The following is a 6,417-nucleotide window of genomic DNA, read 5'->3' as shown; positions in this document are numbered from 1 at the left end:
CGAAGTTCTTCAACTGGTATCAATACGAGCACCACCATGTGGGCCTTGGACTCATGACTCCCGCTGACGTCCATGGGGGATACGCAGAGGTCATCACCGAACGAAGAGCCGAGGTCTTACGCAACGCCTACGAGAACCACCCCGAGCGCTTTGTGCGAAAGGTTCCAATCCCACCCACCCTCAACAACGAGGTCTGGATCAATCGACCAACTGAGGAAGAGATGAAAGAGGGTTCTTAGACGGCCGGAAGTTAGCGTTTTGACTACTAAATTCGAAAGAACCTCGTACATTTTTTGTTGAGACATTCCGGAGGCTTATGTCCACACTGGGGTGAACCGGTTGCCTACTTGGATCTCGATAACTGATAGACACTCTACTTCCACTGTCAAGGACTAAATAAAGATCAAAAGTCAATGACAGTTCTATAACCACTTACTAAGATAGACACAGTTCCAAAGACCCTATGGCCTATTTGCAAAACTTTAGGCACACGACCCATCCCTAAGTTGCCCTACGGCGAGTTCCGCCGGAAGTGACGACTGTGGAGAAGAAAGCACTGGCCATCCACTAAGCCTTGGTTTGGTGGATGGTGAAACTGGCTTCGATGAAGCAGTAAATAAATTGCAAATCTGTGTGAGTAGATTTGCGTAAGATTTATGGAACGGTTCATCGGTAGGCAACAACCGAGATATCTATCACGACGGTAGAAGAAGATGCTCTTGGTGTTAGAAAAATTTGTGGACTTAAATACTTGTCACCCTAACCACAAGTATAAGCTAAAGGCATGAACGACGGCGTGACCATTTCGACCTACGAATTCTTGAAGCGTTTCCCGACAGAACGCCCGGCCAGAACCTATTTCGAACAGTGCAAAGAATCAGTACATTGATAGATAAGGACATCGGAGTACAGTTGCCGTATACGGGAGCCGTTAGGTGAGCGGTATTTCTAGTACAGTTACCCTACGTGATCTGGATACCACGGTTGATAGTACAACTGATGGATTATTTGGTCTGACTAAATACCCAGCTAAGTTTATCCCTCAACTTGTAAACTATCCGCTTGATAGCTGGCTGGCGAATGAGACAGCAGGCAATAGTCCTCGGGTGCAGTACCTTGTTACTGACCCTTTTGCTGGTGTGGGAACCGTGGCTATATCTGCCCATTTGCGTGGTCTCAAAAGTCAGTTGTGGGATATCAACCCGCTTATGGGTCATTACAACCAAGCACACGCAGTTGTGTTGTCGTCACAATCACCAGTTATCCATTTGGCGTCGGCCCTCACCGATCGTCTACATGACCTTCGTCTCTATGACCTCGATGGCGAGTACCCGGTACTGCCTCTTGATTCAAAGAGCATTCAATATTTAGGCGACTGGTATCATCCTTTGATATTTTCGCTTGTCTCGCACCTGTGGCACGTGTACTATAACTCTCCCGATAAACAGAAGGCCCTTCTGCTCGCTCCCCTGCTGCGAGTCACCAATAAGTGGTCGTATAACGACTTGCAACGACAGAAGTTGTGTCGTTCAGATCGCAAGACACGTTATGTGAACTCTTGGCTCCGTAATCTCAACTGGAGGCAGGAGTTTTTGAAGGAATTAATTGAATACGTCAATGATGCAGCCAATCGGTATGCTGATCATAAACTACGAGCACCGTGGCAATATGATACGTCGATCACGGTAATCTCACCTGATCGGAACGCGACGTTACCAGTTGGTCACGGGAACGTCGTAATTACATCTCCACCCTATCTTCAGGCTCAGGAATACATTCGAGCCTCGAAACTCCCTTTGCTATGGCTTGGGCATTCGTTAGATGAAGTGCGCACAAGGTCAAAAATGGAAATCCCATACTGCCAATCATTGCCCACGCAAGAGATCGCATCGCCTATGTTTGACCATGTGCGTCGGTTTTACGACCGAGATAACAACAAGCGAGCACTTGCGGTATTAGATTCGTACTTCACCAATACTGTAAATGCACTTGAACGCGCATCGCAGAGTGCGACGGACATATACCTGATTGTGGGTTCCGCTAATCTGTATGGTACAAGTGTTCCGCTGCACATCATCTTTAGCGAACACTTCGTTTACAAGCTAGGCTGGTCGCATCGGTTTACTTTACATGATCGGATTGTTGCAAAGACGTTGTTCAAGACGCCAGTCAATCCGGCGACTAATCGCATAGATCAACGTATGGATACTGAGCAGCTAGTGTGGCTGAGCCGATGATCGAGTTTAATACTGATGCTATCGTCGGTTCAGGCAGGGATGCGGCGGTAATCGGCGTCAGTAATGAATACATAGTCCTTGCTATGTTGATGACCAAGTTTCCAAATTCGTCGAAGGTAGATATGCCTCTGTCCTCGTATGATCTTATCATTGAACGATCAGACGAAAGTGGAACGAGTTTTATCAGGGCGCAGGTCAAGACCGCTACGAAGTCGATATCATTCGTTGGTGGCTCCCGTGGAGGCGTAGATCGCACTTACGACCGATTCACGAACAACAGCAAAATCTATGTTCAGGACGAGACTAAGAGTGATGTTGTTATTGGTATTCATCGATCTCAACAGCAAACCACGCTGTATATGATTCCAACTTTGCTGATTAAGCACATTTGCCAGCAGTCGCTAAGTATCAAGAAAGCCAATGTGTTTTCTGATTGGCATATGATCTCGTTATGCGATAAGGAATTAGAGTTAAAACAATATTTACGCGGTCAACTGTCGGAAGCTGACCCCTTGCTAAAGATAGCATCATTTAAGGACTGGTTGTCTAAGGACTAAGGTGAATAAGTGTATAGTTCTCTATGCTAACGCCCGGACACATTGGATACTGACGATTGTCTTGCTCTATTATGCGACCTTCCGGTTTCCGTCGTGATCACAGTTAAGATGTCATCATGAATCAATCCATTGCTTGCAACAACATGTGATTTTAGGCTTGGATCAGCCTGATATGCAGTGTTACCATCCCAACTCGTGATCTTACCTCCCGATTCCTCGACATTCAATGCACCTGCACCTATGTCCCCGGCCCATAAATCCAACTCAACATAGGCATCATATTCTCCCGTTGCAACAGAGATGAAGTCCAAACTGGAAGATCCTATTCTTCTTATGTCTTGGCATTTTGCAAACATTGCTTGCGCTATATCGAACATCACCGCAATATTTGCTCTACTGTAAGGCAAGCCGAAACCTATCAACCCAACTTTCGATCCCCACTCAACAACTCCCAGCTCAGAGGCTTAGTCCCAGTGGATAGAACACTACAAACTGGCTACTACCTTGGCTCGTCTGGGTAAGGGGTCACTAATCCCGAGTGAGTCAAAGATTTGGGAACTATATACTTAACACCCTAACCACAAGCATAAGCTAAAGGCATTAACGGCAGCGTGACCATCTCGACCTACGAATTCATGAAGCGTTTCCCGACAGAACGCGCGGCCAGAACCTATATCGAACATTGCCGTTGGCACGGGCATCCAACATGCCCAACATGTGGATCTGCTAGTCGGATTCAAGTTCGCAAGGTGGAGGGGTACTACCGTTGTCTTGTCTGCAAGCGTGACTTCACGGTGCGCACAGGGACTATGTTTGAACGATCTCACGTTCCACTGGACAAGTGGCTGTATACCATCTATCTTTTGGTGACCGCTCGCAAGGGAGTCTCGTCACTCCAGTGGTCCAAGGAGATTGGGGTTACACAGAAGACTGCCTGGTTCATGCTCGCAAGGCTCCGCAAGGCATGCGGCAATGGTAAGGATGCTCTTTTGTCGGGGATCGTCGAAACCTTATTAGGTGGCAAGGAAGCCAATAAGCATGAGTGTAAGAAGTTGCGTGCAGGATGTGGCCCAATTGGCAAGACTTCTGTGTTTGGCATGCGTGAACGTGGCGGCAGGACTAAAGCAGTGGTTGTACAAAGTGTAGACGGCAGCACCATCAAAAATTGTATCGAAAGACAGGTAACTCCAGGTTCTGATCTCTACACCGACGAACACGCAGCCTACAGAGGCGTTATTGGAGTAAACCATAAGAGCGTAAACCATAGTGCCAAGCAATTCGTAGAGGGCATGGCACACACGAACGGGGTCGAGAGCGTATGGGCAGTACTGAAGCGTGGATTCTATGGGACCTATCATCATTTCAGTCGTAAGCACATGCAGGGTTATGTGGATGAGTTTGCATTTCGGCTGAACGAAGGAAATGTCAAATAGGCAACGCTAGGTAGGATTGGTGCATTGCTTGACAAAAGTGTTGGGTTACGGTTGACGTATGCGGAGTTGATAGGTAGGTGATGGAAATGCATGTCACAAGCCAAGAGCCGCCAAGGGTGTCCTCGGAGTTGTTAAATCAGAACTGGATGAACGCACAAATATGCCCCACGGCAAAGATTGAAACGGAGTTGGGTAAGCGGTATCGAGTTCTTGTAATTGATCCGCCTTGGAACCAGGGCAAGACCGGCAAGCGCTCGGTGCGTCCAAACCAGACCACGATGCTGGATTACCCTACTATGAGTAAGAAAGAGTTGCTTGAGCTACCCGTTAACCAATGGGCGGAAGATCAAAGTTTTTTGTGGCTATGGGCAACCAATAGCAAGGATCGTAAGACGGGTGAGCCGATCCTGAAAACAGCCTTTGATTTGATGGAAGCATGGGGTTTCACCTTCTACACGATGATTACTTGGAACAAGCGCACTGGCCCTTGTCCATTTGGCCCCTACCAAATTATCACTGAGCATATTCTATTCGGCTATAAGGGCAAGGCTGTGTTCGACCGGAATCATCTTGGCAAGATGCAGACCTGCTTTACGGCCACTCCGACAATCCATAGTGCCAAGCCTGATTCCTTCTACCAACAGGTTGCAGAGTACTTTGAAGGCCCGCGCCTTGACGTGTTTGCTCGTCAAGTTCGTGAAGGCTATGATGGTTGGGGCAACCAGTACGGTTCTCTAACCAAAGACGCACAACGACCAAGGGTGCTGTGCCATGCCGAAGATCACCAAAATAGTTAAGCTACCTGCTAACCCGCCAAAATATACCGAGTCCAAGGTGCTTGTGTATATAGATGGGCAAAGATGCACTCTAGTGCGGGAACGGACTTGGCAAGCAATGAACTTAAAAGTGGGCGATTCGATTGACTGCGACGAACTAAAGAAACGCGAGAATTTTCATTGGAAAAATGAGTATAGCAAAAAGGATAAAAACGGAAAAAACGCATGGGACAAAGAGAAAGTTCGCCTTAGCAAAGTTCGTAGCCTAATAAATGGTATTGACACGCGTATCGAAGCTGAGATTGTTGGTTTTGGTGCTGATTCTACTGATATGATTCCGGAACATCCCAAAGAATCCGGCAAGCCTGATATCGAGGTTTATCTACGTGACACCAGGGCGGTTCTGATTTATGTCGAAGTCACGGGCACAGAAGTTATGCGCGGTGATTCTTATTGGATACGTCCTGACAAGCTTGAGTATGCCAAGGCTCACCCCGATCAGGATGTGTGGTTCATTCTGCATTACGCTAAGCCGTCCGAGAAATACGTGTTCATCAAGCCAATCCCTGGAAAAAAGTACACTTCGGTTCAGAAAGTGATTAATCGATCAACCGAGTATTATGTAGAGTTTTCGGATGAAGATGCCAGTGATTTCGAACGATTCAAAGGCCATCTGGTTCAGTTACTTTCCAAACTCGACTAGGATGTGGCCTTCGGGCACCGTGTCCAGCATGAACAAAAAGGCGCAACTGCCTCATTGTTGTTGTTAGGGTGTCAAATATATAATCCCCAAAGATTTGGCGTTGATCCGGATCTGGAGTATTTGAGACTCGTAGGTGATGAACCTTACGCTCTATATCGGTCAGGGTGACGGTGGCTCTGACATGGGTAGCGAGACGGGCAAGAATCGTCAAGGGACGTCTTGTATCTGTTTTGGTTGTGAGTTCATAGGCGATGGCCCCATAGAGGTGATAGGCAAGCACGGAGATAAAGAGATGTGCGCAGGTGCGCCGAGCCAGTTGGTGATAGAGGGGACGAAGGCCAAGATCGCTCTTTAGGGCCCGAAAGGCCTCCTCAACTCTTGTTAGGGTCATATAGAGATGCCAGATCTCCTCGTTGGAGAGCCCCTCTTTGTTGGTCTCAATCACATACGCTCCATAGAGAGCCCCCCTACGGAATGTCTCAACAAAAAATGTACGAGGTGCGTTCGAATTCAGTAGTCAAAACGCTAACTTCCGGCCGTCTAGGGACCCTCTTTCATCTCTTCCTCAGTTGGTCGATTGATCCAGACTTGGGTGTTGAGGGTGGGTGGGGTTGGAACCTTTCGCACAAAGCGCTCGGGGTGGGTTTCGTAGGCTTCGTATAAGACCTTGGCTCTTCGTTCGGTGATGACCTCTGCGTAGCCTTCATGGAC

Annotated in this window: 6 protein-coding genes and 2 pseudogenes; 6 read left to right on the top strand and 2 right to left on the bottom strand. The window is 47.7% G+C overall.

Annotated elements, in window-relative coordinates; all coding sequences use genetic code 11:
- The 3 genes and pseudogenes from BUA24_RS11375 to BUA24_RS11365 form a co-directional block, all read left to right on the top strand.
- A pseudogene (locus BUA24_RS11375) lies at positions 1 to 239 on the top strand (IS3-like element IS1141 family transposase); the annotation flags it as partial.
- Positions 240 to 935: 696 nt separating this feature from the next.
- The gene (locus BUA24_RS11370) at positions 936 to 2,237 is read left to right on the top strand and encodes a TRM11 family methyltransferase (RefSeq protein ID WP_072792679.1); all 1,302 of its coding nucleotides are present in this window, start codon (positions 936 to 938) and stop codon (positions 2,235 to 2,237) included.
- The gene (locus BUA24_RS11365; RefSeq protein WP_072792677.1) at positions 2,234 to 2,794 is read left to right on the top strand and encodes a hypothetical protein; all 561 of its coding nucleotides are present in this window, start codon (positions 2,234 to 2,236) and stop codon (positions 2,792 to 2,794) included. The genes BUA24_RS11370 and BUA24_RS11365 overlap by 4 nt, the downstream gene beginning before the upstream one ends.
- A 26-nt stretch (positions 2,795 to 2,820) precedes the next feature.
- On the opposite strand, the gene BUA24_RS11360 is transcribed toward BUA24_RS11365, so the two are convergent.
- Entirely contained in the window at positions 2,821 to 3,201 is a 381-nt protein-coding gene (locus BUA24_RS11360; RefSeq protein ID WP_072792676.1) for an inositol monophosphatase family protein, read from the bottom strand.
- 192 nt (positions 3,202 to 3,393) lie between these two features.
- Between BUA24_RS11360 and BUA24_RS13030 the strand changes: the two are divergent.
- The 3 genes and pseudogenes from BUA24_RS13030 to BUA24_RS11345 all read left to right on the top strand — a co-directional run bounded on the left by BUA24_RS13030 (position 3,394) and on the right by BUA24_RS11345 (position 5,706).
- Positions 3,394 to 4,308, top strand: a pseudogene (locus BUA24_RS13030) (IS1595 family transposase).
- Positions 4,309 to 4,355: 47 nt separating this feature from the next.
- A complete protein-coding gene (locus BUA24_RS11350; RefSeq protein ID WP_178138828.1) occupies positions 4,356 to 5,024 on the top strand; it encodes an MT-A70 family methyltransferase in 669 nt (222 codons plus the stop codon).
- Positions 4,999 to 5,706, top strand: a complete 708-nt coding sequence (locus BUA24_RS11345; RefSeq protein ID WP_072792673.1) for a hypothetical protein — start codon at positions 4,999 to 5,001, stop codon at positions 5,704 to 5,706. The genes BUA24_RS11350 and BUA24_RS11345 overlap by 26 nt, the downstream gene beginning before the upstream one ends.
- Here BUA24_RS11345 and BUA24_RS11340 read toward each other — a convergent pair.
- Positions 5,666 to 6,151, bottom strand: a complete 486-nt coding sequence (locus BUA24_RS11340) for a hypothetical protein (RefSeq protein ID WP_072792671.1) — start codon at positions 6,149 to 6,151, stop codon at positions 5,666 to 5,668. The genes BUA24_RS11345 and BUA24_RS11340 overlap by 41 nt on opposite strands.
- Positions 6,152 to 6,417 lie beyond the last annotated feature (266 nt).

The organism is Ferrithrix thermotolerans DSM 19514, from assembly GCF_900128965.1.
Taxonomy (GTDB): domain Bacteria; phylum Actinomycetota; class Acidimicrobiia; order Acidimicrobiales; family Acidimicrobiaceae; genus Ferrithrix; species Ferrithrix thermotolerans.
The sequence above is the reverse complement of the archived record's forward strand: the minus strand, read 5'-3'. Positions and strand labels throughout refer to the sequence as shown.